Here is a 23,309-nt window from a genome sequence, read left to right on the forward strand (position 1 = left end):
CTACCTGAATTCAAGTAGCTGCCTGTTGATTTACAAATACTTTCGGTGTACACCTTTTCCATCATAGGAGAACAACATTCTTCGCTCTTCAATCATGGTTTCAATATGAACTGGTCTTCCCCATAATTGCTGGATGTACGGCAATACCTTTTCAAGATATTTTACATCTAATTCTACACCCTCATACCAATGCTGTAAATAAAGCTCACCGTTCTTCAAAAAGTCACCATCATTGACGGTTATATATGGGAAGCCTCCATTTACCCTCATATTTACCAACTGATCACGGACTTGTTCCCATTGTTTATCAACTATTTTATAATCCCTTCCTTGCTTTTGAAAAAGATACATATCTTCTCTCATCACGAGGTCTTTGTTTAAATAATTTCGTAAAAATGAGATATCCGATTCCACTTCGCGAACTTCAAACATCTTTTCCCGACCAGAACCAGGCATAACTCCCCTTTTTATCATATCTTCCGTCGGATTATCATATCGTTCCTCAATATCCTCAAATATCTTTATGCCAAGGTAGTATGGGTTAATTCCTGTTTTTGATGGCTGTACGACTCCAGCATTTAATTTTGCAAACTCAATTGCCTCGCCACTCGTTAAATCCATCTCTCTGATAATTCGTTGATGCCAATACGAAGCCCAACCCTCATTCATGATTTTCGTTTCAAGCTGTGGCCAGAAATACAGCATTTCTTCGCGCATCATAGTCAAAATATCTCGCTGCCAATCTGTAAGCTCGCGGCTATAGGTTTCAATAAATAATAATAAGTCCTTTTCTGGTCTTGGCGGAAATTGTTTTTTCCTTGGCTGGTTTGGCTGCTTCTTGTCTTTGTCATCTAACTTCCATAAATCATCGTAAGGAGATGCAGTTGGCTGTATTTCGTCTTCCGATTCATCCTCGAGAGACCATGCCAGCTTTGGTCTCATTAGTGAAGGGTCAATATGTTCATCAATTGCCAGCACTGCATCCAGGAACGTCTCGATTTCCTTTTTGCCAAATTGAATTTCATAAAGACGGATTCTTTCTGCAGTTGCAGCCATGCTTTCAACCATATCCCGCTTCGTATTTTGGAAACGAACATTATTTTTAAAGAAATCACAATGAGCAAGTACGTGTGCAACGATTAACTTATTTTGTATAAGTGAATTGGAATCTAATAAGAATGCATAACATGGATTTGAATTTATAACCAGTTCATATATTTTACTTAGTCCTAAGTCATAATGAAGCTTCATCTTATGAAACTGCTTGCCAAAACTCCAATGTGAAAATCTGGTCGGCATACCATATGCACCAAAAGTATATATGATTTCTGCTGGGCAAATTTCATACCGCATAGGGTAAAAATCTAAACCAAAACCTCGTGCGATTTCGGTAATTTCACTAATTGCGTATTCAAGTGCTTTGCGATCGTCCCCATTCATCGCCATTCCCCCCTTTTACCTCTTACATCAATGTATGAAGTAAATCTGGGAATGATGAAACAAGATGTAAAAAACAACAAGTCTACCTGCTTGTTTTCGCTTTGGACAAATTCTTTGCTTCTTCCGCTAGAATCAGTCCAACATATTTATTGCTTTCCCATTCTGACTCAAAGACCTCAAGAGGCGGGGAAGTTTCACCTACAAGTGGACTAATTTCAATCGTCATGGCTGGGCGCTGGTATTTTGTAATAAACCAGTCGGTAAAACCTCCTCCGATAGCCTGTTTGGGTGGTTTCCCCAGCTCATATCCTGTCAATTTTGATATTTTTTTTGCAATACGTTTATCCCGTTTAAGATGCTTACCATTATGATAATTCCAAAAAATCTCTCGACCTGCTGAGTGATATGCGACCGCAATCACAGGATTAATTTTACGAATAAATCTTGTTAATGCCTTCACTTCTTCTGCTTCCAATGGTTTCTTACCCCTATAGAATTGATAATAAGGAGAGTCTGGCTGATTACTTAGCTCTCGCCATCCAGCAGGATATTGTCGATTTAAATCCAGACCTAGTCCATTTGCCTTCCAACGATCAAAATCCTCTAATTTTTCATTCATAGCTAATAGACATTTTCGGTGTTTATTCGGGAACTGGTTTAGGTCATTTTGTTGAATGGTCACACCATCTGGATTTAACATCGGGATAAACCAGATGGAAACATCGTCTAGTATATCCGTTGTAAGGCTGCCAAAATTTGTTTGATTCTCATATGCATATGTATACCCCTTAAGCTGCTTCATTAAAAGCATGCTTGTCATCCATTCACGTCCATGATGTGCTCCAATTAAAACAATATTTTGTTTTCCTTTACCAAGCTTAATACCATAAATTGTTCTTCCAAAATGGGTCTTTCCGATTTTTTTTACTTTTACTACCTTATACTTTTTTTCAATACTTACTATATCCTGTTTCATTAAATCGTACGAATAAGGTTTGTTAGTATCAACTATTTTTGCCAATGAGGCATTTTCAAATCTGAATGATAATAACAACAAAATGCATAGCAGCTTCTTCATACTACCTCCTTTTCTAAACCAATACTTTCGCGCGTTATACAGGTAAAAGTTGAAAAACGCGGTCTATCGCTTTGTCCAACATTTTCTGTGAAAGTTATCTGCAAAATATCATAAAATAAATTCAACTCCTAGTAAGGAGGAGATAAAACAAATGAATAAAATGGATTATGATCGAGCTTTGTATTATACACATCGATCAGAATGGGATAATTTACTGATACTTATGGTACGAACAAAAGACCAATTTTTATCAAAACGGATAGAGCAATTCCTGCATGCTTATCACTTTGAACGTGACTATTCAGTCATTGAAAAAAAATTATATTCACTGCTTCGTTATATCGACCATGCTAACGAAACAGTTGAAACTGAAGATAAAGAGTTACCGATGTATAGTCTTTCCTGAAAAAACAAGTGGATACCATTTTTGTTGAGAAATATTTAACAACCGGACCAAAGAATTCCACCAAAAAAACGGCTTCCTATCCGGAAGCCGTTTTTAAATACTTCTATATTAAGCAATTGGATATTGCTGCACAAGAGGATGAAGTACAATCTCATCAATAAGCATATACTTAGGTGCGGAAGCCATATAGACCACTGCATTTGCAATATCTTCAACTTTTAGCCAATCTTGTTTCTCTGGTAATCCTTGTGTAGATTCTGCAAAATACGTATCAACCATACCTGGGTTAATGGTGCCTACCCGGATGCCATATTCTCGTACCTCTTGTGCTACTGAACCAGAAAAGCCTTGCACAGCATATTTAGTAGCCGTATAAGCAGCACCGTTTGGAATCGTGTATCTGGCTACATCTGAAGCGATTGAAATAATGGTTCCCGACCTGCGCTCTTTCATATGAGGCAGGACGGCTTTCGTAGCAAGAAACACGCCTTGTACATTTACTTCAAATACCTTTTTCCATTCTTCAAGCGTTACTTCCTCTGTTAATTTAAAGAATCCAACACCTGCATTATTAACCAATATGTCCACTTGACCATATTCTTCAATGGTTTTCGTAACCACTTGCTGTAAGTCTTCTTCCTTTGTAACATCAGCTTGAATAGGCAGTATATCAGAGAAACCTTTTTTCTTTAGTTCATCAGCCGTTTCTGAAATTTGTGCCGAACTCCCTATTATTGCTAACTTCATCCCTTGCTCTGCAAGTTTAACAGCAATTTCTTTACCAATTCCTCTTGAAGCCCCTGTGACAATGCCTATTTGGTCCTTTAGCATGTATTTCACTCCTTCATGATGAAGTACTAAGATGAGATATGGAAATTAGTTACCTGTGACCATTTTGATTTTATCGTCAACTAGTGCCATAAAATCCTTTTCAATTACCTGTAATTTACTTCTGCTTTCCTCTAAACTTTCACTATTTACACCAAAATAAAATTTCACTTTCGGTTCTGTACCCGATGGTCTTAAGCAAACCCATGAACCATCAGTAAAGGAATATTTTAAGACATTCGACTTCGGTAGATCGATTTTTTCTTCACTAGTAGCTGTTTGGCGGATGCCAGTTAGGTAATCCTCTGACATTGAAATCGTTAAGTTACCAAGGTTCTTGATTGGCTCAGAACGGAATGAAGCTAAAATGCTTTGAATCTGTTCTGCACCTTCTTTACCCTTTAATGTTACCGATCTAAGCCCTTCTTGATAGTAACCATACTTTTCAAAAACTTGTAGTAATCCTTCATAAAGCGACTTGCCCTGCTTTTTATAATAGGCACACACTTCTACCGATAAAATTGCCGCTTGTACAGCATCTTTATCCCGTGCAAAGTCACCAATTAAGTAACCATAGCTTTCTTCGTAACCAAATAGGAAAGAATACTCTCCAGTTAACTCATATTCCTTAATCTTTTCGGCTATAAATTTAAAGCCTGTTAACACATCAAAGGTAGATAAATTGTAAGCTTGAGCAATTTTTCTGCCAATCTCTGATGTCACAATCGTTTTGAGCACAACTCCATTTGCAGGAAGTGTCCCTTTGCTTTGTTTTTGAGTAAGTATGTAATCTAACAATAAAGCCCCGGTTTGGTTCCCTGTTAAAACAACATATTCTCCTTCTTGATTACGAACAGCTATTCCCAAACGGTCAGCATCCGGGTCTGTTGCAATTAAAAGATCCGCCCCAACTTTTTTACCATCCCTGATGGCTAATTCAAATGCAGCATGCTCCTCAGGGTTTGGACTTTTTACTGTTGAAAATTCAGGATCTGGCAGTTCTTGTTCCTTCACAACAGTTACGTTCGTATAACCCAATGCTTCTAAAGCCGCACGAACTGGTTTATTGGCTGTTCCATGTAATGGTGTAAAGACGATTTTCACATCTGTTTCTTTTGCAATCGATGGATTTTCAGAAATCGTTTTTAGTTTTTCTAAATAAGCTTGGTCAATCTCAGCACCAATCGTGTTAATTAACCCAAGTGCCCTAAGATTTTCTTCAGTATCTACCTCAATTAATAATTCATTCTCTATTTCGTTTACCTTTGAGATTACTTCGTCTGCTGCATCAAGTGGCAGCTGACCGCCGTCAGAACCATATACTTTATATCCATTGTATTCTGGTGGGTTATGGCTTGCTGTAATAACTATACCGGAAAAGGCATTTAAATACCTTAAGGCAAATGATAGTTCAGGAGTTGGTCTTAATTCATCAAATACGTATGTTTTTATCCCTTTGGTGGCAAGTGTTTTGGCAGCCTCCATACAAAACTCTGGAGATTTATGTCTTGAATCGTAGGCAATGACCACTCCACGTTGTTTTGCCTTACTACCTTGTTCGTCTATGTATGCAGCTAAACCAGCAGACGCTTTGCGTACTGTATATAGATTCATCCGATTGGTTCCTACCCCAATCTCTCCTCGCATTCCACCGGTACCAAACTCAAGATTTTTATAAAAAACTTCCTCTAATTGTTTATCATCCTTTTTTATTTCCTCAAGCTGTTGCTTTAACTCTTCATTTAAATCAGAAAACTCGATCCACTTTTTTGCACTTTCTTTCCAATCCATTATGTTTATCTCCCTTCTTATTTTCCTTTTTTATATTGTTTGATTTTCCAATAAACTTACACCTATTTATTGTATATTGTATCTCTGTCAGTTCCAAGGATAATTAATAAAAAAATGCCTGCAATTGCAGACATTTTCCCCGAACTTATATGAGTAGTTCATTTGCGGCTTTGATGTAAATACTAAACACACTGTTTTTCATATTCTTTGCTTCAACAAATTGTTCAAACTCAAACGGAAAGAAAAGACCAAATTCTTGTAATGTGGAAACATTCTTATTAAATAATGCTTCATATTGATCATCTAGAGTTGGAGACTCAAGTATTGAAATCACGGTTTGCAGACTTGTCATTACTTGAAAAGCGTCCTTCAATGTATTAAAGTCATCTGGAGTATGCAATACTTTTAATTGGTCAAACTCACTAATTTCCTTATCCGTAAAATAGAGTGGAAAAACAGTTGAATAAATATACCTCACAAGTCCACAAATTTCTTCTTCCTGACCCGGCGTCGAGGCAAAAACAATTTTCACTTGTAACCCACCTTTGCGATAACAATAATCTATCGTAATATATATACATAAGAATAGCATATCAAAAGGGACATTTACGGTGGTAATTATAACCACGTCATATCTTTTGGCGATATCCCGGATAAAAGGAGTAAAAATGCTTAGATACACTCGAAAAGGAAATTGGATGGAAATTATTACACCAAAGAAATGGGAAGGAAAAACCATTGAGGCTATCTTTCGAACTGAATGGGAGGTCCCAAGGAAACTAACTCATTTATTCCGCATGGAACATAAAGTATTGGTAAATGGAAATAGAGCGAATTGGAATTTACCACTGGTAATAAGGGATAAGGTTCTAATTGAGTTATTTGCTGAAGAGGAAGAAAATTCTATACCTGCCTTCATTTATGATGTGCAAGTATTGTACGAAGATGACCATGTTATTGTTTTTAATAAACCACCTTATATGAATACCCATCCTAATGATGATAATGATATAAACACACTTGTAAATGCAGCACATTACTATGTCCAATCAAAAGGAGAAAACAGTAGTGTGCGGCAGATCCATCGATTAGATAGGGATACATCTGGTGCTATCCTTTTCGCAAAACATGCATTGGCTGGTGCAATCTTAGATAGAATGCTCGAAAAGCGTGAAATAAAAAGAACCTATCTTGCAATTGTGCATGATCACCTAAAAAAGGAAAAGGGAACCATTTCTGAACCAATAGGAAGAGATCGGCATCATCCTACTAAAAGAAGAGTATCTGCAACTGGTCAAGATGCGAAAACACATTATCAGGTCCTTAAAGAGGATAAGAGTAATTGTTATGTGAAATGCTGGCTAGAAACAGGAAGAACCCATCAAATACGTGTCCATTTTAGTCACATTGGCCACCCATTAGTTGGCGATAAATTGTATGGAGGAAAACCGCTTTTCAAGAGGCAGGCTCTGCACGCTGCAAAGTTAGAATTCACTCACCCAATTACAGATGAAGTGATCATTTCCTATGCCCCTTTTATTGATCAACCTCCTATATTTAAAGGTATTGACGTCTATACCTTATAAGAAAAGCGCAAGCGCCCTGGTCAGCGGCGTATGGCCTCCTCGGAAAAGCTAACGCTTTTCCTTCGTGCGAAGCTTATGCTGCCGAAGCGTTCCTTGTGGAGCGCTCCAACTGAGATAAAGGAAACACGAAGAGCAGAAGGCGATTCGATGTTGACTTATCGTAGGGCGGAGAGCGAAGGACACTAGCCGCTAGGGCGCTGGAGCTGGACAGTAATTCAAAAGGCCTCCCATTTTAGGAGGCCTTTTGAATTATCTGTCTGTTTTCCTAAATGATCTCATGATAAGTGATAGCAAGAAGACTAAGACCACAGAACCGATAATGGCAGGGACAATGGCAAAATTGGCAACATTTGGTCCCCAATTTCCTAAAATCAAAGTACCGAGCCACGCACCAACAAACCCAGCAATAATATTACCGAAAATACCTCCTGGAACATCTCTACCAACAATAAGACCAGCTAACCAGCCAATAACGCCACCAACGATTAATGCCCAAATGAAATTCATTCAGAACACTCCTTTTTTTATTCATTCGTTTAATGACACGGCTTATTACTAATAAACATTGCTGCCGTGTACCTTTAAAATACCCAGAATATTAATTAACATACAAAGGAATATAGTCTGTTCAAAAAAATACATAATAATATTTGTTCAGGTAACATTAAAAAAAATAAAGCTAATTAGGTAAGCTAATATTCGAAATATTCTTTTGTTAAGTTTTTGTAAATTAGTATAATTTTTTATGTTTTTTTAGTTAATTTTCGGTAAAATGTTGTCCGTTGGTGTAAAAAATTTTTACATACTATTAGGGGGATTTAAACATGGCAAAAAAAGTTGATAAATTTTCTGCTCTCTTAAGTAATATTTCTTCTAACTTAACGGAAGGTGCAGATTACTTTGCTGACTATAAAATAAAAAATGTAAGTGATTTGAAAATTTTCTCAGAAAAAATGAAAGAGATTGAAACAAAGGGGGATTCCTTTGTTCATGAAGTAATTAAACAATTAAACGATGCATTTATCACTCCTATTGAACGTGAAGATATTTTACATCTAGCAAACAGTATGGATGATGTGTTGGACGGCTTAGAAGCGACAGCTGCATTATTTGAAATGTATTCAATCACACAGGCTGATGATTTTATGCTTCAATTTGTTGACGCCATAAAATCAAGTGTCCATGAGATTGATAAAGCGATTGAATTGTTAGCGAATAAAAAATTGCCACATATGAGAGAACACGCAATAAAAATAAAAGATTATGAATCTAAATGCGATAATATCCTTCGTCAATCGATTAAGCATTTATTTACAGTAGAAAAAGATCCAATAAGAATTATTCAGTTTAAGGAAATTTATGAAAATCTTGAGGATATTGCCGATAGCTGCCAGTCAGTTGCGAATACACTTGAAGCCATCATCATGAAAAATGCATAAGGAGCAATAGAATGAGTATATTAATTATTTTAGTTGTCATTGGTGCCCTTGCATTTGACTTTATAAATGGGTTCCATGATACTGCCAACTCAATCGCTACCTCGGTTTCTACAAAGGCTCTTAAACCACGGCATGCCATTCTTTTAGCTGCGATTATGAACTTTGTTGGTGCGATGACCTTTACAGGTGTCGCTAAGTCAATTTCTAAGGATATCGTTGATCCTTTTACACTTGAAAATGGTTCTGTCGTTATTCTTGCTGCACTTATTTCAGCAATTTTTTGGAACTTACTTACATGGTACTTCGGAATTCCAAGCAGCTCCTCTCATGCGATTATCGGTTCAATTGCTGGTGCTGCGCTAGCTTCAGCAGGATTTGGTGCTCTAAACTATTCTGGATTTTTGAAGATTCTCCAAGCTTTAATTCTTTCACCAATCTTAGCTTTTGCCGTCGGTTATATTGTTTACAGTATTTTTAAAGTAGTGTTTAAAAATGCAAATTTAGCAAAAACCAATCGTAATTTCCGTTATATGCAAATTGCCACTGCTGCACTTCAATCCTATTCACATGGAACAAATGACGCACAAAAGGCAATGGGGATTATCACTATGGCTCTAATTGCCAACGGTTACCTTGGCGCGGATGCAGAAGTTCCATTTTGGGTACAATTCTCCTGTGCGCTGGCAATGGGATTAGGTACATCTGTTGGAGGATGGAAAATCATTAAAACCGTTGGTGGAAAAATTATGAAAATTAGACCAATTAACGGGGTCGCAGCAGATTTAACTGGTGCAGCTGTTATTTTTGGTGCTACCTTCTTACATGTACCCGTAAGTACGACACATGTTATTTCTTCCGGGATTTTAGGGGTTGGTGCCTCTCACCGACTAAAAGGAGTAAAATGGGATACAGCCCAAAGAATGCTGATCACATGGGTTATTACCCTACCTATATCAGCAGGCTTAGCAGCAATTTGTTATTTCATCTTAAATCTTTTCTTTTAACTTATAGATTTCAAGAGGATGGTTTTCCATTCTCTTTTTTTATTTTCAACACTTCTAATTGTAAATCATCTTCATACTTTTTATGTAGGGACAAGTTTGGAGTGATTGTAAAATGAAACAAAAAATTATCGCAATGCTCATTGGCAGCTTATTATTAAGCTTGGGAGTTAATGGTTTTTTAGTGCCCTATCATCTGCTTGACGGTGGTGTAATCGGTTTAGGGCTAATCATTCATTATTTTTACGGTTGGCCAACAGGGCTAAGTATGATTGTTTTAAGTCTTCCACTATATATTCTGGCTTGGTTCTTTGAAAGACGTTACTTTTACTATAGCCTGCATGGACTAATTATCTCATCTTTCTGCATTGACTTGCTTTCCTTCATTAATGGAAAAATACAGCTTGGAATATTACCGAGTACAGTAATAGGTGGCATACTAGTAGGAGTTGGTATTGGCCTCATGCTCCGCTATGAAACAAGTACGGGAGGAACAGATTTACTAGCCCAAATTCTTACCAAATTTACCTCTGTTAATATTGGAATTATTATCTTTTTAATTGATGGTCTCGTTATTACTAGCGGGATTCAAGTAGTCGGGTTAGAAAAATTTTTCTACTCGTTATTAACGATTATTTTTGTTGGCTTAATGACTTCTGTAACAGTTAGTAGAAGATCTGAAACCTATTTATGAAAAAATGAAAGAACCTACAGCAAAGTAGGTTCTTTTCGATTAAGTTAATGATTTTACCTTTTTCGTACAGCTTTCCATTGCAGCAAGTATGGAGCCACGAAATTGCATTTTCTCTAGAGTCGATACGGCTTCTATTGTTGCTCCTCCGGGGGTACAAACATTATCTTTAAGGACTCCTGGATGAACTTCAGTTTCGAGAACCATTTTAGCAGCACCAAGTACAGACTGTGCTGCAAGACGATACGCTTTATCCCTTGGGATACCTTGGAGTACACCTCCGTCTGCTAGCGCTTCAATGAACATATACACATACGCAGGTGATGACCCGCTTATTGCCGGGATAGCATCCATTAATTTTTCATCCATTCTTTCGGTTTTACCAAATGTATGAAAAAGCTGCTCTACTTCCACAATTTCATTTTCACTTATACTATCATTAGGACAAATCGCACTCATCCCCTCACCGACTAATGAAGGAGTATTAGGCATAGTCCGAACCGTTTTGATACCAAAACCAAATTCACGTTCAATGTCTGCTAAAGTAATTCCTGCAGCAATGGTTATGATAATGACATCACGATGAATTTGGTTACGTATCTCTGCTATGACCTTTGAATGTAAGTCAGGTTTTACTGCTAGAAACAGAATATCCGAAAACCTTGCAACTTCTTTATTATTATTTGTGGCTGCTATTTGGTAGGTTGTTTTAATTTTATCAACCGTTTTGTCTGAAATAGCACTTGCCATAATATTTTCTCTTGCTATTTGATTTGTTTTTAGCATGCCTTCAATCATAGCTTGTGCCATTTTCCCCGCACCAATGAATCCGATTTTCTTCATCACAAAATGAAACCTTCCTTCCATCTCTCGTTTGAAAGAATATCACCGACTGGTCTTATCTTTACAATTATTCCCTTCATTAGCAATAACAATGAAATTAATCCATAAAAAGAGACAGGATTGTCATCCTGCCATTTTTAAATCCTCTGGTGAAGTCAAATCTTAAGCTTAATAATCACTTAAAGAGCGTTCACCTTTACTGATAGATACTCCAGAACTCGCGCCGATACGAGTAGCTCCTGCTTCAACCATTGCTAGCGCGTCCTCTAAACTGCGTACGCCTCCAGAAGCTTTTACACCAATCTCTGGTCCTACTGTTTCACGCATTAAACGGATATCTTCAACTGTAGCCCCGCCGGTTGAAAAGCCAGTAGAGGTTTTTACAAAATCTGCTCCAGCTTTTACAGAGAGTTCACAAGCTCTTACCTTTTCTTCATTTGTTAATAGACAAGTTTCAATAATAACCTTCGTTAGTGCTTTGCCTTTCGCTGCTTCAACAACTACACGGATATCTCTTTCTACTAGTTCATCTTGTTTATCCTTCAGTGCAGAAATATTGATAACCATGTCGATTTCATTTGCACCATTTTCAATCGCATTCTTTGTTTCAAATGCTTTTGTTTCTGGTGTTGATGCTCCCAAAGGAAATCCAATTACCGTACATACTTTAACTTTTGGGGTATCTTTAAGCATTTCTGCAGCTATTTTTACCCAAGTTGGATTCACACATACAGAAGCGAATGAATATTCTTTTGCTTCTTCTACTAACTTCACGATTTCTTCCTTGGTTGCATCAGCTTTTAATAATGTATGATCAATCACACTAGTAACATTTTGAGTCATAATGTCCATCCTCTCTATTTTGAAAAGCATATATTTTTATTGTTAATATACACAAATGTAACTATAACAAAATGGTTGAACAAATGTAAATTAGTTATTAAACAGATTTAAAATTCAAATTTTTTCGTTATCGAGAAAAAATTTCGCAGTAAATCAAACTGTATTTTCGTAATAAAATGAGGGAATGATTCTCATATCTTCTACTATCTATTGCTTGACACAAAATAGAAACCTTTTGACATGAACTGGTTCTGATATACTAATGTAGGGAACCAAAAAGGAGGTTTAAATTTGGAGAAACTAGGGGCATTCACATATCGATATCGAAAATGGATTCTTGTTTTTTGGGTACTAATCATTGGAATATCAGTGGTTTTCGCACTTAAATTGCCTTCCGTTCTAAGTGGTAATGGCTTTGAATATAAAGGTGAATACAAGGAAACAAGAAAGCTGCTTGAAGATGATTTTGGACAAGCAAAGTCCTCCATAATCCTTGTATTCAAAAGAGAAAGTAACGTTAGTAATCGGGAATGGAATCATTTTATCAATGAAACCTTTGAGAATTTAAAAAACTTCGATAGTGCTAAAAGCATTACCAGCCCTTTAGACCGAGAAGGAATGATTAAGGATGAATTATCCTATGGTCTGATAGCTTTTGATAAAAAAGCAGAGGACCTCAAAGATGAGATTGATCAATTGAACAAAATTCTTAAAAATAAGCCGGGACTTTCCGTTACCATGACGGGAGAGCCTATCATTGTTCAAGATTTAAATATCGCCAGTCAAGAGGATCTAGCGAAAGCAGAAATGATAGGGCTGCCAATAGCCTTGCTTGTCTTGGTCCTTGCTTTTGGAGGATTAATCGCGGCATCGATACCGATTGTTATCGGAGTTATATCCATTCTAACTACAATGGGAGCAGTATTCTTTTTTAGTTATCATGCCGATTTGACCATCTTTATTCTAAATATTGTCCCAATGATAGGACTCGCTTTAAGCATTGACTTTGCTTTATTATTAATAAATCGCTACAAAGAGGAATTACATACCAAGCCGGTTGAGGAAGCCATTAAAATTAGCGTAGCAACCGCTGGACGTTCCATCATATTTTCAGGCCTCTGTGTTTTTATTGGTTTATCTGCCCTATGGTTTATTCAAATTGATATTTTTCAAAATGTAGCGCTTGGTGGAATGGCAGTTGTATTGATTTCTGCTTTTTGTGCCTTAACCTTTCTGCCTGCCTTACTAGCAGTTATTGGCACAAGAATTAACAGGTTTAGCATTCTTCGGTTGAAGGATACGAAAACAAGCATTTGGCATAGGTTTGCCAAGTTTGTGATGAGGCACCCAGTTCTAATGGCAGGGCTATCCCTGGTCATTCTTCTAGCTGGACTTGTTCCTGTTGCCCAAATGACAATGTCAATTCCAGGAACAGAATCGCTTCCTGAGAAATATCCATCCAGAGTAGCTTTTGAAGCCTTTGAGGATCAATTTATTCCTAAAGACAAACGAACTGAAAATAAAGTATCAATCGTTATTGAAACGAAAGGTAATATGATTGAAGCGAGTAATCTTGAGAAAGTAAACAGCTTCCTTGAGAAATTATCGAAGGATAACTTAGTTGATACAATTGATTCTCCTTTTTCTGTGATGGGTATTGAAGACCCGGAATTATTATCGCAAATGCTCCGTTTTGGGCAAAAAGAACAGACTGCACCAATTCTCGACTACTTTGTCAGAGATAATAAAATGCTAATCGAGGTTTATTTAATGACTACTGATCATTCTGCTGAAGCTAGAGAATGGGTTCGTGATTGGTCAAGCAGAGATTTAGACTTGATTACCCATTTCGGGGGAGCGATTAAGTTTGAGCAGGAAATCTTTGATGAGATATTTAATAAGGCACCTTATGGATTATTGTTAATTGTCGTATCAACCTTTTTCATTCTTATGGCTGCTTTCCGGTCAATCCTTATCCCACTAAAGGCAATTGTAATGAATATATTAAGCCTAGGCTGCACGTTCGGGATTGTCGTCTGGATTTTTCAGGAAGGTCATTTAGGAATAGAGCCCGTTGATATTGCACTAATCCTACCAGTATTTGTGTTCACCCTTGTCTTTGGGCTATCAATGGATTATGAAGTATTTTTGATTTCGAGAATTCAAGAGTTTTATTTAAAAACCGGAGATAATACGGAATCTACCATTTTGGGATTAACGTATACAAGCAAGATTATTACCTCTGCTGCTGCGATTATGATTGTGGTCACTGGTGCATTTGCATTTACAGGTGTCATGCCTATTAAACAATTAGGAGTCGGGATTGCGATTGCCATTTTCATTGATGCTACAATCGTTAGAATGGTTCTCGTTCCTGCGTTGATGAGGTTGTTTGGTGACTGGAACTGGTGGTTCTTCGGAATTAAATATAAAGGTCAAACAAAGAATAGAAAGAAGCCAGCCTGATCTTAAGCTGGCTTTTTCTGTTTATATCGCTCATTTACTAAATATTTTTAGCGTATTCTTCGCTTGGTACCTTACTTAAAACTACATATAAGGTTACGGGTTCAGTACCTGTATGGTTAAAGGCAAACTCTTCTTCACCGCCTACATGAACTAAATCTGCTTCAGATATCACGGTTTCCTGACCATCAATAATTAAAGTACCGCTTCCTGTTACTACATATAGGTATAATTCCGTACCAGGGTGCTTATGGACTGGTAGCTGCTGTCCAGGCATGAAATTTAACACAAACGCTGTAGTTTCACCTTTTTTGTAGATTACCCGCTTTGTAAATCTTTCTTCGCTGAACTCCTGGTAGGCTTTTACTGAATTTTTTTCCATCTTAATTTCCCTCCTAATAATCTCTTACTACTAACTTAACTGAAAATCACTTTCAATTAAGTGAAGCATATCACTGTTTATTATTCTCTTAAAAAACCATAAATAAGCCAGCCTAACAGATGTTGGCTGGCTTATTTCAATTTACGCGCTTCTAGACACCATTGAGGCACCCTTAGCCAGTGCCTGCTTGTTGAACTCGATAAGATGATGCTTTTCTTCTGACAAGACCTTTTTCAATGATTCGATGATTGAATCACTCGTAACCACTTTTGTTAGTTCTATAAAGGCACCCAATAAAATCATATTCGCGACCCGTGAATTCCCAAGGTCAGCTGCCATATCGGTAGCACTTAATTCAATCATTTCGATGTCACTTCGCCCTGAAATTTTTGTAACTAGCGAAGAATTAATCATTAATAGCCCTCCTGGACGGACAAGTGGCTCGAATTTATCAAAGGAAGGATTGTTGAGTACAATGGCTGTTGATGGCCTTGTAACTAGCGGTGACCCTACCTGTTCATCGCTTATTACAACTGCACAATTTGCCGTACCTCCACGTTGTTCAGGACCGTAGGATGGCAGCCAAGATACACCTTTCCCCTCAAGCATCCCCGCATAGGCAATCAACTGTCCCATGGACATAACTCCTTGCCCGCCAAACCCTGCAATTATGATTTCTTCCAACATCGTTATTTTCCTCCCTCCTTGTTCTTATAAACACCTAGAGGATAAACAGGAATCATGTTATCTTTCACCCAATCAAGAGATTCGTAAGGGTCAAGTCCCCAGTTTGTTGGGCATGTTGATAGTATCTCTACCATTGAAAAGCCAAGGCCATTTTTTTGTGCTTCAAACGCTTTCCGAATCGCACGTTTTGCCTTTTGAATATGCGGCACATCATGTGCTGAAACCCTTTCAATGTAGGCCGCTCCATCTAAAGTTGCCAGCATTTCACAGACTTTAATCGGTGAGCCTTGAATACTTTCATCGCGTCCAAAAGGGGTGGTAGCTGTTTTTTGACCGATCAAGGTAGTCGGTGCCATTTGTCCTCCTGTCATTCCATAAATCGCATTATTAACAAAAATCACCGTAATCTTTTCCCCTCTAGCTGCGGCATGTATGACTTCGCTGATACCTATTGAGGCAAGGTCTCCATCACCTTGGTAGGTGAAAACAAAGCGGTCAGGCAAAACCCTTTTCACACCTGTGGCAACGGCTGGTGCCCTACCGTGTGCGGCCTGTGTCATATCACAATTAAAGTATTCGTATGATAAAACCGAACATCCTACGGAGGCAACCCCAATCGTATCTTCTAAAATATCCATTTCTTCTAGAACTTCACCAACAAGTCGGTGTATCACACCATGAGTACAACCTGGACAATAATGAGTAGGGGTGTCAGTCAAACCGCTTGTCTTTTTAAAAACTGTCTTCATTGTCATACGGTAATCCCTCCGGTCACACTCATAATCTTCGCATAAATCTCTTCCTGGGTCGGGACAACTCCGCCTGTCCGGCCATAAAAGTCCACCTCTGCATGTCCGTTAACAGCCAATCTCACATCTTCAACCATCTGCCCCGCACTCATTTCAACGGAAATATACCCTTTTACCCTATCTCTTGTTTCTAAAAACGGTTTTTCAGGAAAAGGCCACAACGAAATCGGACGTATTAATCCTACCTTCACACCTTCTTGCCTTGCCTTATTTATGGCATTCATCGTAATTCGAGCAACCGTACCAAAAGCGACCATGATATAGTCCGCATCATCGATTTTGTATGTTTCATAGCGAACCTCATTTTCTTTTATTCTCGCGAATTTCTTTTGTAGCGTATGGTTACGCCGCTCTAGCGCTTCAGCATTTAGGTCAAGAGAGGTGATAATCTTAGGCGAGCCATCGCCTCTAGTACCGGTAGTTGCCCATTTCTTATCTGGAAGTTCAGATTGTGTCCGCTCTCCAAACTCTACTGGCTCCATCATTTGCCCAAGCATTCCATCCCCCATAAGAATCACAGGTGTCCGATAGCGGTCTGCAATGTCAAATGCTTCACTCGTCAACTCTACTATTTCTTGTAAGGAAGCAGGTGCCAACACTGGGATATTGTAGTCACCATGACCGCCGCCTTTTGTTACTTGAAAGTAATCTGATTGTGCAGGTTGAATATTTCCTAGCCCTGGACCACCACGAACAATGTTTACAATCACTGCAGGAAGCTCGGAACCTACCATATAAGAAATACCCTCTTGTTTTAAACTGAAACCAGGGCTTGAGGAAGAAGTCATCACCCTTACGCCTGTTCCTGCAGCACCATATACCATATTAATTGCAGCAATTTCACTTTCAGCCTGAAGGAACAATCCGCCGACCTCAGGCAGTCTCCTCGCCATATATGCAACAAGCTCACTTTGCGGTGTAATCGGATAGCCGAAAAAGTACTTACAACCAGCTTGGACCGCGGCTTCCGCGATGACTTCATTTCCCTTCATTAACACTTTCCCCATATCTAAGACTCCTTTCAAATTAAACTGTCTGCAGCACCTTTACTGGTCTGTACACCGATATGACAGTATCCGGACAAATTTGAGCACATTTCGCACAGCTTATGCAGTGATCCTGATCGGTTACGACAGCCGGACGATAGCCTCTTCCATTTAAATAGTCAGCTAGAAAAATTATGTTTGTCGGGCATACCTGAACACAAAGTCCGCACGATTTACAAATAGCCTCATTAAAAACAACTTTTCTTTCCACTGAAAATCAACTCCTATCTTTCCCAAGGTAATTTCATATAGCGCTTGATAAACATTACCTGATGATTTTTTGCAAAACACTCTGCTTTATTTTCTAAATCAACAGAGATTGTTGTATATAGTAGTGGAATCGAAAGCATGTCAGATATCCGTGAGCTTAATTCATATCCGTTAAGGATGTCATCCATGCTCGTTTCATTCCCAATATTGGAATTGTTAATAACTCCCGTTACTTTTAAACGAGCAACCCTTTCAATCTGTTCAATCGTGTACCTCGCTCCTTCTAAGGTACTAACATAAGGACGGTTAGCATTTAAGACAAATAAAAACTCAGGTTCTAACTGCCTCCATTCATGATAATATTGTCCTAATGCTTTTGCTCCGTCTTTATCACCACCGGCGTCGATAATCACTCTATACCGATGGTCATGTAAAACACGGTAGATTTCACCGGAAACAATTGGTAAATCTGAGGATGAAAGGCGATTTGCAGGGGCAATTAATTCTATATCCTGTTGTTGAAAAATATCTGAAACATCTCTTGAGCGAAAATAGGGATTAATGATATCTAGGTCATTAATCGCTGTTTTCTCATGTATTTTTTTCTCATTTAATGCCAGGTTAATCGCAATCTCTGTTTTTCCACTTCCAAAATGACCTGAGAGAATTGTAATTCTTTTATGTAATTCCAATGGGATGTTCACCTCCTCAAGGAATTTATGTAAACGTTTACAAAATAAAAACATACCTATCCTAATCTTTATTATAAATTACTCTTTGACACATCTGCGCTGACCAATGTCACAAATTAATGAAAATGAGTTTTTTTCTTATGTATCAACCATTACACTCTGCCAAATAATACAAATAATTAGAAGTTTAGAGGAGGCTGATATTTTGAAAAAGAAAAATTTATTCCTTTTACTCTTCATTATCACAGTCATTTGGACTTTATTTACGTCTATTATGAATGCAGAAAACAACACAGTAGACAACAATAGAATTATCGATTTACGAATTCTAGAAACTACTGATATACATGCTGCTTTAGTCAATTATGATTATTATCAGACTAAAACGGACAATACAATAGGGCTTGTAAAAACTTCGGGCCTTATCCATCATGCTCGAAGCGAAGCAGTGAATTCGCTATTGTTTGATGTTGGTGACCACTTAAAAGGAAATCCGCTAGGGGAATACTTGGTAAGAATCAAAGGAATTCAAAAAGGAAAAACACATCCAGTTTACCGTGCCTTTAATTATTTGAAGTATGATGCAATAACAATTGGTAATCATGAATTAAATTATGGTCTAAAATTTCTAAAAACAGTTTTGAAGGGTCCAAAAATGCCAGTCGTTAATGCGAACGTTTACTCAGCAATAGAAAACAAGCCATACTTTAAGCCATATGTCATTTTAAAAAGAACAATGGTTGATAAACAAGGGGCAAATCACGATATTAATATTGGTGTCATTGGATTTATGCCGCCACAAATTATGAAATGGGACAAAGCAAACCTAGATGGCAAGGTAATAGCCCGCCCAATCGTTGAGACAGCTAAGGAGTATGTACCAATCATGAAGGCTGAAGGTGCGGATATTATCATTGCACTTGCCCATACGGGAATAGATAGTGAACCTTATCACCCAGAAACAGAAAACGCAGTCTATTACCTAAGTGACATTCAAGATATTGATGTAATCTTAGCTGGACATTCTCATAGCATATTTCCGGGAAACAACTTTAAAGATTTACCGCATGCAAATATTAATGAAGGAAAAATCAAGGGGAAACCAGTTGTCATGGCAGGTGCTTTTGGCAGCCGACTTGGAATTATTGACCTTCAACTCGAGGTTAATGCTGGAAAGTGGAAGGTAATAAAGAGTACATCGTTCACTAGACCCATTGCAGATGAAAACGGAAACCCACTTGTGGAGACAGATAAAAAGTTATTTAGGCTGATTAAACCAGAGCATCAGGAAACAGTTGATTTCTTAAAAAAACTCGGTATTTAAAAAACGATAGGTCTTCCTGGCAAAGGGTTCCGTTTTGAAGTACTTTTCTTGGAATACGTGCCGAAATGACAGTCTTATTGGCATCGTTATTGGTATATAAAATAGTAAAACTTCATAATTGGCGAGTTTCTTTATTAGGAGTACAAATACTTTATATATAGAAATATAACCTCACTTACTTGTGATACGGTTCACCGTAATGCATCAAAATGAGGTTCTCTTGGATTTTCGAGAAAAAACCTACTCCCTTTTAAGATGTCTTGACCTTACCAATAACCAACAAAAGTAAAATAAGCGGAGATTTTCCGGTTAGATGCAGAATGGAGCTCGTTTCGGGGTATATAAGGGGAGGTTTTCCGGTTATTCAAAGCAAACCTCTCTAATTTCGCGTTTTTTGAGTCAATAGGCGGAATCTCTCCGTCTATTTATGCTAATTTCGATGCTATTTACTAAATAAGCGAAATTTTTCCGTCTATTTATCAGATCGGATGCTTAACCTCATCCCGTAACCGATAAGAGCAAACCCTCTTGATCCTAGATGCAGGATTCAGCGCCTGAAAGATCAATAAAATTGGTACTAATTACGGTACTGCAAATGATATAAGTTTTGACCTCTTTTTTGTTTGTACAATACTTATTGTCCATCATCTTAGAAACCTTGCAAAATAAAGAAAAAGACGTATGCCAATTCATACGCCAATTCTTGTGTCTTTTAATAAGAAAGCACCCGAAAACGGAACCCTTTATCTACGCTGACCTATCGTTTTTTTACTACTCCTATAAAGTAACTCCTGTTTTAAAAATAGCAATCTCCCTAAAATCATTCTTTTCGTTATTTACCAGTTCTCCGCTTGCCACCTGGATGATGTAAGTAATAAATTCCCGTAAAACGACATCTGGTTCTTTTTCCAAGAGTACACCTGCATTAAAATCGATCCAATGCGGTTTCGCCTCGGAGATTGGTGTATTAGTGGAAATCTTAACGGTTGGAACAAAGGCTCCAAACGGTGTCCCACGGCCTGTTGTAAATAGAACCAATTGGCACCCTGCCGCAGCTAAAGCGGAAGAGGCTACAAGGTCATTGCCTGGGGCACTTAATAAGTTTAGACCCTTCTGTTTAATCACTTCTCCATATTTAAGGACATCTGTTACCACAGATGTTCCCGCTTTTTGCGTACAGCCTAATGATTTATCCTCCAAAGTAGTGATACCACCTGCTTTATTCCCTGGTGATGGATTTTCATAAACTGGCTGTTTATTTTGAATGAAATATTCCTTGAATTCATTAATTAATTCGACTGTTTTATCAAATACTTCACCATCTGCCGCCCGTTCCATCAAAATCGTTTCCGCACCAAACATTTCAGGTACTTCTGTCAACACCGTCGTTCCGCCTTGAGATACCAAGAAATCTGAGAATCTTCCTAATAACGGATTAGCCGTAATCCCTGAAAATCCATCCGAACCACCGCATTTTAAACCAACCATTAATTCGGATAAAGGTACTGGTTCCCGCCTGTCAATCTTTGCATTCTCGTAGATTTCCTTAAGCAGGTTAACTCCAGCTTCAATTTCATCGGTAACTTCTTGGGAGACTAAAAACTTAACACGATCTTCATCATATTCTCCCAAGCTTTCTTTGAATTCATATAAATTGTTGTTTTCGCAGCCAAGACCTAAGACTAACACTCCACCGGCATTTGGGTGCAGCACAGCATCCCTTAGAATTTTCTTTGTATTTTCATGGTCGTCACCTAATTGGGAGCAACCGTAATTATGCTTTAACACAAGGACATTTTCGAATGGGCTAATATCGCCAACTTCTTGTTCAAACAGCTTAATTATTCTTTCCCCAACGCCATTCACACAACCTACTGTTGGAACGATCCATAGCTCATTTCTAATTCCTACATGACCATTTTTTCTTTTGAATCCCTTGAATGTCAGGTTCTCATTTTCATATTGAGTGATATTTAGCTTTTGATTATATTGATATTCCTGAATACCGTCTAAGTTCGTTTTTGTATTATGGGTGTGAATATGTTCCCCCACAGAAATTTCTTTTATGGCATGCCCAATTGGATAGCCATATTTAACGACATGGTCATTTATCGAAATGTTTTTAATGGCTACCTTATGTCCTCTTGGCACATCTTCCTTTAGTGTAATCGTTACCCCATCTACAGTAAAAGTTTGACCTGTTGATAAATCTCTGAAGGCAACCACAACATTGTCTTGATTATGGATCTGGATAATATCCAACATTAGATTTCCCCCCATCTAGTTGGCCGCTTTCTGCCCTAAAAGTGATTCAAGGGCCTTTTTCATTCCCTTTGTTTCAATATTGAAGAGATCAATCGTAACAGCAGCGGTTAGTCCAGGCACTTGGTTTAAGTCCGTCTCCCAAACCTTCTCGTATCCTAACACACTAGAAACGATGTCCTTAACGCTGTCAATTGTTCCACTGTATTGACTCCATTGCACTTTGAATAAATCCAGTACATCCTGGTCATCTGCTAAATCAATCTCTTCATCCCCTCTCTTTCCTTTATAAAAAGAGATGAGAGCGGCAAGAGAGAAAACAAGTTTATATGGCAATTCACGCTTCCAATTGTAATATTCTATTAAAGTAGGCAAATCTCTCGTCTTAAACTTAGACAACGAGTTAAGTGAGATGCTTAATAGAAAGTGCTGCATAAATGGATTCCTAAATCGATCTAACACAGCCTCTGCAAATGAAATCAATTCTTCCATTGGCAGGTCCAGCGTCGGGATGATTTCATCATAAATAAGCTGTTTAACAAATTGCCCTACAACTTCATGCTCAATCGCTTCAGACACGGTATCCAATCCATATAAGTAGGAAACCGGCGTCATTGCCGTATGGGCACCGTTTAATATACGCACCTTTATTGTTCGATATGGCGTCAAGTCATCAACCACCAAAGTATTTAGTCCAGCCAAATGTGCTGGAAATTCTTCGGTAATTGATTGCCGTCCTTCGATTACCCATAGATGGTATTGTTCACCGACCACTAGTAGATTATCTTTATATCCAAGCTCCACTGTAATCTCTTCAATTCTATCTCTTGGATGGCCTGGAACGATTCGATCGACAAGACTATTGCAGAATGTATTCGCCTCGTGAATCCAAGCAGCAAATTCTCCCCCTAGATTCCAAAGTTCTGCATACTTCAGAACAATATCCTTTAGTATTTCACCATTTCGCTCAATCAGTTCACAGGGGATGATAATAAAGCCTTTATCCTTATTTCCTTGAAAAGCATTGTAGCGCTCATATAAAAAGGCGGTTAATTTTCCTGGATAGCTTTTTTGCGGGCGATCTTCTAAACAATCATTTTCATCATAGGCAATTCCCGCTTCTGTTGTATTTGAAAAAATAAATCTCAGTTCTGGATTCTTTGCCAGCTCAAGATATTGATCATACTCGTTAAAAAGATTTATGCCTCTGCTGATACTAGTGATAATGGAGTGCTCCTGAACAGCTTTACTTTCCTTCATTCCCTGTAAGTACAGAGTATACAGGCCATCCTGTGCATTTAGCTTCTCAATCTTTTCCTGTCCACGCGGTTGAACAACGACAACACTGCCATTAAATTTACCCTGTTTATTCATGACATCAATTTGCCAGTCAACAAATCCTCTTAAAAAATTCCCCTCACCAAATTGCAATACTTTCTCAGGGTATTTTTGGCGGTCCTTTACTAAACGATTATTTAAAAGTTCCAT

23 protein-coding genes are annotated in these 23,309 nt (G+C 38.0%); 7 read left to right on the top strand and 16 right to left on the bottom strand.

All coding sequences use genetic code 11. From position 1 onward, the window contains the following. Positions 1-30: 30 nt before the first annotated feature. Together J2Y03_RS08635 and J2Y03_RS08640 are read right to left on the bottom strand one after the other, a co-directional pair. Positions 31-1,440 (bottom strand): SpoVR family protein, encoded by a 1,410-nt coding sequence (locus tag J2Y03_RS08635; protein ID WP_132085369.1) that lies wholly within the window; start codon positions 1,438-1,440, stop codon positions 31-33. Positions 1,441-1,522: 82 nt separating this feature from the next. Then, positions 1,523-2,518, bottom strand: coding sequence for a M14 family zinc carboxypeptidase (locus J2Y03_RS08640; protein WP_310192879.1), 996 nt, complete (start codon positions 2,516-2,518; stop codon positions 1,523-1,525). 151 nt (positions 2,519-2,669) lie between these two features. Here J2Y03_RS08640 and J2Y03_RS08645 point away from each other — a divergent pair, with 151 nt between their 5' ends. Next, positions 2,670-2,924, top strand: coding sequence for a YhdB family protein (locus tag J2Y03_RS08645; protein ID WP_132085367.1), 255 nt, complete (start codon positions 2,670-2,672; stop codon positions 2,922-2,924). A gap of 108 nt (positions 2,925-3,032) precedes the next feature. Here the strand turns inward: J2Y03_RS08645 and J2Y03_RS08650 are convergent, their stop codons facing one another. From J2Y03_RS08650 to J2Y03_RS08660, 3 genes are all read right to left on the bottom strand, one after another. Continuing rightward, complete coding sequence (locus tag J2Y03_RS08650; protein ID WP_310192883.1) at positions 3,033-3,755, bottom strand: SDR family oxidoreductase; 723 nt, start codon at positions 3,753-3,755, stop codon at positions 3,033-3,035. 45 nt (positions 3,756-3,800) lie between these two features. Then, complete coding sequence (locus tag J2Y03_RS08655) at positions 3,801-5,543, bottom strand: phospho-sugar mutase (RefSeq protein WP_310192885.1); 1,743 nt, start codon at positions 5,541-5,543, stop codon at positions 3,801-3,803. A 145-nt stretch (positions 5,544-5,688) separates the two neighbouring features. Further along, the gene (locus tag J2Y03_RS08660; RefSeq protein WP_132085364.1) at positions 5,689-6,075 is read right to left on the bottom strand and encodes a YhcU family protein; all 387 of its coding nucleotides are present in this window, start codon (positions 6,073-6,075) and stop codon (positions 5,689-5,691) included. Between the two features lie 136 nt (positions 6,076-6,211). Between J2Y03_RS08660 and J2Y03_RS08665 the strand changes: the two genes are divergently transcribed. Continuing rightward, positions 6,212-7,129: an RluA family pseudouridine synthase gene (locus J2Y03_RS08665; RefSeq protein ID WP_310192888.1), complete on the top strand. Its 918-nt coding sequence runs from the start codon at positions 6,212-6,214 to the stop codon at positions 7,127-7,129. A gap of 249 nt (positions 7,130-7,378) precedes the next feature. On the opposite strand, the gene J2Y03_RS08670 is transcribed toward J2Y03_RS08665, so the two are convergent. Then, positions 7,379-7,636: a GlsB/YeaQ/YmgE family stress response membrane protein gene (locus J2Y03_RS08670; protein WP_310192891.1), complete on the bottom strand. Its 258-nt coding sequence runs from the start codon at positions 7,634-7,636 to the stop codon at positions 7,379-7,381. 317 nt (positions 7,637-7,953) lie between these two features. Here J2Y03_RS08670 and J2Y03_RS08675 point away from each other — a divergent pair, with 317 nt between their 5' ends. The 3 genes from J2Y03_RS08675 to J2Y03_RS08685 all read left to right on the top strand — a co-directional run bounded on the left by J2Y03_RS08675 (position 7,954) and on the right by J2Y03_RS08685 (position 10,263). Next, a complete protein-coding gene (locus tag J2Y03_RS08675; RefSeq protein ID WP_132085361.1) occupies positions 7,954-8,568 on the top strand; it encodes a DUF47 domain-containing protein in 615 nt (204 codons plus the stop codon). A gap of 11 nt (positions 8,569-8,579) precedes the next feature. After that, positions 8,580-9,572, top strand: a complete 993-nt coding sequence (locus J2Y03_RS08680; protein ID WP_310192895.1) for an inorganic phosphate transporter — start codon at positions 8,580-8,582, stop codon at positions 9,570-9,572. Between the two features lie 112 nt (positions 9,573-9,684). Further along, on the top strand, positions 9,685-10,263 hold the full coding sequence (locus tag J2Y03_RS08685; protein WP_132085359.1) for a YitT family protein: 579 nt from the start codon (positions 9,685-9,687) through the stop codon (positions 10,261-10,263). Positions 10,264-10,302: 39 nt separating this feature from the next. Here the strand turns inward: J2Y03_RS08685 and proC are convergent, their stop codons facing one another. Together proC and deoC are read right to left on the bottom strand one after the other, a co-directional pair. Further along, positions 10,303-11,106, bottom strand: a complete 804-nt coding sequence (gene proC, locus J2Y03_RS08690; protein ID WP_310192898.1) for a pyrroline-5-carboxylate reductase — start codon at positions 11,104-11,106, stop codon at positions 10,303-10,305. 165 nt (positions 11,107-11,271) lie between these two features. Then, the gene (deoC, locus tag J2Y03_RS08695) at positions 11,272-11,946 is read right to left on the bottom strand and encodes a deoxyribose-phosphate aldolase (RefSeq protein ID WP_310192901.1); all 675 of its coding nucleotides are present in this window, start codon (positions 11,944-11,946) and stop codon (positions 11,272-11,274) included. A gap of 291 nt (positions 11,947-12,237) precedes the next feature. On the opposite strand from deoC, the gene J2Y03_RS08700 reads away from it, so the two are divergent. Further along, entirely contained in the window at positions 12,238-14,412 is a 2,175-nt protein-coding gene (locus J2Y03_RS08700) for an MMPL family transporter (protein WP_310192903.1), read from the top strand. A gap of 37 nt (positions 14,413-14,449) precedes the next feature. On the opposite strand, the gene J2Y03_RS08705 is transcribed toward J2Y03_RS08700, so the two are convergent. From J2Y03_RS08705 to J2Y03_RS08730, 6 genes are all read right to left on the bottom strand, one after another. Then, positions 14,450-14,791, bottom strand: a complete 342-nt coding sequence (locus J2Y03_RS08705) for a cupin domain-containing protein (protein ID WP_310192905.1) — start codon at positions 14,789-14,791, stop codon at positions 14,450-14,452. Positions 14,792-14,932: 141 nt separating this feature from the next. After that, entirely contained in the window at positions 14,933-15,478 is a 546-nt protein-coding gene (locus J2Y03_RS08710) for a 2-oxoacid:acceptor oxidoreductase family protein (protein WP_310192908.1), read from the bottom strand. Between the two features lie 2 nt (positions 15,479-15,480). Next, the gene (locus J2Y03_RS08715; protein WP_310192910.1) at positions 15,481-16,233 is read right to left on the bottom strand and encodes a thiamine pyrophosphate-dependent enzyme; all 753 of its coding nucleotides are present in this window, start codon (positions 16,231-16,233) and stop codon (positions 15,481-15,483) included. Beyond that, entirely contained in the window at positions 16,230-17,294 is a 1,065-nt protein-coding gene (locus J2Y03_RS08720; protein ID WP_132085352.1) for a 3-methyl-2-oxobutanoate dehydrogenase subunit VorB, read from the bottom strand. Before J2Y03_RS08720 ends, J2Y03_RS08715 begins: the two co-directional genes overlap by 4 nt. 19 nt (positions 17,295-17,313) lie before the next feature. Further along, positions 17,314-17,544: a 4Fe-4S dicluster domain-containing protein gene (locus J2Y03_RS08725; protein WP_310192913.1), complete on the bottom strand. Its 231-nt coding sequence runs from the start codon at positions 17,542-17,544 to the stop codon at positions 17,314-17,316. A gap of 13 nt (positions 17,545-17,557) precedes the next feature. Next, positions 17,558-18,235, bottom strand: a complete 678-nt coding sequence (locus J2Y03_RS08730; RefSeq protein ID WP_310192916.1) for a hypothetical protein — start codon at positions 18,233-18,235, stop codon at positions 17,558-17,560. A 205-nt stretch (positions 18,236-18,440) separates the two neighbouring features. On the opposite strand from J2Y03_RS08730, the gene J2Y03_RS08735 reads away from it, so the two are divergent. Beyond that, positions 18,441-19,559, top strand: coding sequence for a metallophosphoesterase (locus tag J2Y03_RS08735; RefSeq protein ID WP_310192919.1), 1,119 nt, complete (start codon positions 18,441-18,443; stop codon positions 19,557-19,559). A gap of 777 nt (positions 19,560-20,336) precedes the next feature. Here J2Y03_RS08735 and J2Y03_RS08740 read toward each other — a convergent pair. Beyond that, positions 20,337-21,824, bottom strand: a complete 1,488-nt coding sequence (locus J2Y03_RS08740; RefSeq protein ID WP_310192921.1) for a UxaA family hydrolase — start codon at positions 21,822-21,824, stop codon at positions 20,337-20,339. 15 nt (positions 21,825-21,839) lie between these two features. After that, positions 21,840-23,309: a tagaturonate reductase gene (locus J2Y03_RS08745; protein WP_310192923.1), complete on the bottom strand. Its 1,470-nt coding sequence runs from the start codon at positions 23,307-23,309 to the stop codon at positions 21,840-21,842.

It is taken from the genome of Neobacillus niacini, assembly GCF_031457145.1.
In the GTDB taxonomy this organism is placed as follows: Bacteria; Bacillota; Bacilli; order Bacillales; family Cytobacillaceae; genus Neobacillus; species Neobacillus niacini_J.

Bases quoted from the DNA above. Each gene is read 5' to 3' on its own strand.
- J2Y03_RS08685 (WP_132085359.1), top strand. From the start codon at position 9,685: ATGAAACAAAAAATTATCGCAATGCTCATTGGCAGCTTATTATTAAGC.
- J2Y03_RS08670 (WP_310192891.1), bottom strand. From the start codon at position 7,636: ATGAATTTCATTTGGGCATTAATCGTTGGTGGCGTTATTGGCTGGTTA.
- J2Y03_RS08720 (WP_132085352.1), bottom strand. From the start codon at position 17,294: ATGGGGAAAGTGTTAATGAAGGGAAATGAAGTCATCGCGGAAGCCGCG.
- J2Y03_RS08710 (WP_310192908.1), bottom strand. From the start codon at position 15,478: ATGTTGGAAGAAATCATAATTGCAGGGTTTGGCGGGCAAGGAGTTATG.
- J2Y03_RS08705 (WP_310192905.1), bottom strand. From the start codon at position 14,791: ATGGAAAAAAATTCAGTAAAAGCCTACCAGGAGTTCAGCGAAGAAAGA.
- J2Y03_RS08745 (WP_310192923.1), bottom strand. From the start codon at position 23,309: ATGGAACTTTTAAATAATCGTTTAGTAAAGGACCGCCAAAAATACCCT.
- J2Y03_RS08680 (WP_310192895.1), top strand. From the start codon at position 8,580: ATGAGTATATTAATTATTTTAGTTGTCATTGGTGCCCTTGCATTTGAC.
- J2Y03_RS08715 (WP_310192910.1), bottom strand. From the start codon at position 16,233: ATGACAATGAAGACAGTTTTTAAAAAGACAAGCGGTTTGACTGACACC.
- J2Y03_RS08635 (WP_132085369.1), bottom strand. From the start codon at position 1,440: ATGAATGGGGACGATCGCAAAGCACTTGAATACGCAATTAGTGAAATT.
- J2Y03_RS08665 (WP_310192888.1), top strand. From the start codon at position 6,212: ATGCTTAGATACACTCGAAAAGGAAATTGGATGGAAATTATTACACCA.
- J2Y03_RS08740 (WP_310192921.1), bottom strand. From the start codon at position 21,824: ATGTTGGATATTATCCAGATCCATAATCAAGACAATGTTGTGGTTGCC.
- J2Y03_RS08650 (WP_310192883.1), bottom strand. From the start codon at position 3,755: ATGCTAAAGGACCAAATAGGCATTGTCACAGGGGCTTCAAGAGGAATT.
- J2Y03_RS08640 (WP_310192879.1), bottom strand. From the start codon at position 2,518: ATGAAGAAGCTGCTATGCATTTTGTTGTTATTATCATTCAGATTTGAA.
- J2Y03_RS08645 (WP_132085367.1), top strand. From the start codon at position 2,670: ATGAATAAAATGGATTATGATCGAGCTTTGTATTATACACATCGATCA.
- J2Y03_RS08675 (WP_132085361.1), top strand. From the start codon at position 7,954: ATGGCAAAAAAAGTTGATAAATTTTCTGCTCTCTTAAGTAATATTTCT.
- J2Y03_RS08655 (WP_310192885.1), bottom strand. From the start codon at position 5,543: ATGGATTGGAAAGAAAGTGCAAAAAAGTGGATCGAGTTTTCTGATTTA.
- deoC (WP_310192901.1), bottom strand. From the start codon at position 11,946: ATGACTCAAAATGTTACTAGTGTGATTGATCATACATTATTAAAAGCT.